Raw genomic sequence first — 967 nt, forward strand, 5'->3', positions numbered from 1 at the left:
GTCCTGCCCCGTGGGGGTGGGCAGCACGCCGGCGGGCACGGATCGGACGAAAGACCCGGTTCGGGACGGTTGATCGGGTTCCTGGGTCGGGCTTGAGGAAGCGGCAGGGGCGGCTTGACGATGGACGCCGTGGGACGGTGGGATCACGCGTTCCGCGACGAGGTCAGGTGCGCGAAGACCACCACGTTCGACTCGTAGTCCCGCTTCTTGTGGTCGAACACGCCGCCGCAGGTGATGATCCGCAGTTGCGCGTCGGGGGTGTCGCCGTAGACCCGCTGGTCGGGGAAGTTCCCCTTGGAGAAGGTGTCGACCTCGTCGACGGTGAAGCTGGCGACGGTGCCGTCGGCGCGGGTGATGTCGATCGGGTCGCCCTTCTTGAGGTACGAGAGCAGGTAGAAGACCGCGGGTCCGCTCGTGGTGTCCACATGGCCGGCCACGATCGCGTTGCCGCGTTCACCGGGGGTGGCACCGTCCTGGTACCAGCCGGCGAGGTTGCGGTTGGTGTCGGGCGGCGGCTGGAGCACTCCGGTGGCGTCCATCGACAGCGGGGTGAAGGGGGCGTTCACCCCGATGCTCAGGATCGAGATCTTCGTCGGCGTGGAGCGCGGCAGCGACGGGCCGGTGGTCGGCACCATCGTCACCACCGGGTCGGCCGACGGCGCCGACGCGGCGGTGGCCGCGGGCGGGGGCGTCGGCGCCCCGATGGCGGTGTCCGCGCCGGAGGAGTCGAAGGAGCGGAAGACCAGGAACGCGCCGACCAGGGCCGCGGCGACGGCCCAGCGCAGGACCCGGCTGCCGCTGTCCCGCACCGGCGGCGACGCGTCCGCCGTCGAGGAGTCGCGCTGCGGCGGCTGCGTGCTCATACGGTGCTGCCTTTCTGACGACCTGCGGGATACGGCGACGGGGAAGGTGGGTGGCGGCAGGCGGCTGACGACCGGTGACCGGTGACGGCGCGGACGGGGATCTC

At 71.6% G+C, this 967-nt stretch carries 1 protein-coding gene; it reads right to left on the reverse strand.

From position 1 onward, the window contains the following. Positions 1-143: 143 nt before the first annotated feature. On the reverse strand, positions 144-863 hold the full coding sequence (locus AC13HU_RS37675) for a class F sortase (protein ID WP_483046508.1): 720 nt from the start codon (positions 861-863) through the stop codon (positions 144-146). Positions 864-967 lie beyond the last annotated feature (104 nt).

This window comes from Streptomyces sp. NH27, from assembly GCF_056859195.1.